The organism is Frankia sp. KB5 (genome assembly GCF_002099325.1).
GTDB lineage: Bacteria > Actinomycetota > Actinomycetes > Frankiales > Frankiaceae > Frankia > Frankia casuarinae.
Window position 1 is genome coordinate 1 of sequence record NZ_MRUJ01000260.1, and the last position, 2,101, is coordinate 2,101.

Here is a 2,101-nt window from a genome sequence, read left to right on the forward strand (position 1 = left end):
GGGGTGTGGGTGGGGGCATCGGCGGGCTGACCCGGCCGGGCGGCGGGGAGCTGAACAGCACCGGCATGGCGGTGCCCGTCCGGGCACGCCGCCCGGGTGCCGCGGCGCGGGGCGGGCTCCCCGCCGGCCGGGTCGCGTCCGGCGCGCGGAACCTAGCCGGTGCGACCGGACCTCGGGGCCTGATCGGCGTCGAGGACGTCGACGGCGTCGGCGCAGGCCCTGGGGGTTGGAACCGGACCCGCGTGGCAGCGCCGGGCGGGGGTCGAAACGCCGTCGCTGACGCCGTCGGCGTGGACGGCGTACCGGCGCTGTCCGGGGAGCGGAACACCGGCAGGCCAGCTGGCCCGGTCGGACGAGGACGGGGACGGGTGTTCTGCTCGGGATCGACGCCGGGTGTCGGCGGAGCCTGGAAGATCGCGGGTGGGGGCGGGCCGGTGGCCCTGCCGTTGGCGAGATGCTGCACAGAAACCGCCGGTATCGGTTGGAGGAACTGGGGGATGGTCCGGCCGCGCGGAGGCTGCCGGGGCGGCGTGATCGGGGTGGGTGCCGGTCGCCGTGGGATCGGCTGTGTCTGGCCACCGCGGGGAGCGGGGATGCGCGTGCGCGTGCGGCTGGCGCCGAACCGTCTGCCGCCGAGCAGGCCGAGGGCACGGCCGGTGATGTAGGCGCGCACGACCCGGCCGAGAATGCCGCCGCCGCCGTGACCAATCCTGGGCATCATCCAAAAAGGAATTTTGAACAGGAAATAGATCAGGGTGATCGCGGCCAGCAGGTTCACCACACCGTCGGGCGTCGGACCGAAGACGGTGAACCCGCCCGGGGTGAAGAACACCCTGAAACTGGCGATCAGGACGAAGGACTGGGCGATCTGGATGCCCAGGCAGCCGAAGAACGCCCGCCACCACCAGAACGCCATCTTCTCGGTCAGCGGATGGCCGTGCCCGGCCAGCGCCAGTGGTGCCGCGCCGATGAGCACCACCTCGATCGTGATACGAGCGATGTAGGTGCACAGCAGCGCCACGACGGACCCGGCGAGGAACAGGCCGAGGAAAATAACGAAGACGCTCCTGCCGTATCCGCCGGGCGTCGGCACGATCGCCCCGAGGACAACGGTTTTCAGCTGCCCGGCGGCGGTGTCAGGGTTCAGCCCCTGGCCGAGGATCCCGCCGGGCACCGCGTTCGCGATCTGGATGGCTTTCCCGGCGAGGAACTGCGACAGGCCGGACGCGAGGAAACCGACCGGGATCCGCGGGGCGACCTCCTTGATGGAGATACGGGACTGGACCGTGCCCAGCGCCATGACCGTGATCCCACCGAACATGATCAGCGTGCCGTAGGCGGTGACACTGATCGCCCACGACGTCGACCACAGTTCCCCGATCGCGGGAAGCTGGGACGGTTCCGGCGTGGTCAACAACGTCCGACCCAGTAGATCCAGCAGCGGGTTGAGCGCGGCCGTCACCAACGTGCGGAAAAACGCGGTGATAGCGCTGTTGATCGCATCGGTGATCCAGCCGACGACGCCGCCCCCACCACCGCCCGTGGAAGGCGCGGTCGGGGTGGTATGCGCCGAGGGAGGCGGCGGCGGAGCTGCCGGCTGCGGCGAGCAGCCGGCCGCGTCATCCGTGCACACGCCGGGGCTGGCGCCGGCCGCGCCAGGAGTGCTGCCGTCGGTGCCCGTGGGCGGCACGTCTCCCGCCCAGGGCAGGCTGCCCGGCGGGGAACTCGGCACCACAGGTGCGGCGGAAGCCGGCGAGGCCGACGACGCCCCGGACGCACCGGCGGGCGCCTGGGGAGACGGTCCGGGCTGCGGATCCGGGGTAGGCCGGCCGCCGGTGGACGCAGCTGCGGACGGCGCCGGCGCGGGTGGGACAGCGTCGGCGCGGGCCAGTGCGGGACACGCCACGACCAGCAGCAACGTGAGCGCCGCCGCCCCGCCCAGCCGCAGACCCCAGCACCCACGACGGTGCCCGCGACCAGTTGCACGGGCGGCCTGACGGACGGTCCGCGCGCCCAGGGACATGGCACGGCGGGCAAGGACGGCGGCGGCCACGATCGATCAGCCCCCGACGATCTGCTTGAGGATCTCGACGACGACCGG

Annotated in this window: 1 protein-coding gene; it reads right to left on the minus strand. The window is 72.7% G+C overall.

The window, feature by feature from the left end; all coding sequences use genetic code 11:
• Positions 1-1,732, minus strand: a 1,732-nt coding sequence (locus KBI5_RS28130) for a hypothetical protein (protein ID WP_241883074.1), incomplete at its 3' end; no start/stop codon positions are given.
• Positions 1,733-2,101 lie beyond the last annotated feature (369 nt).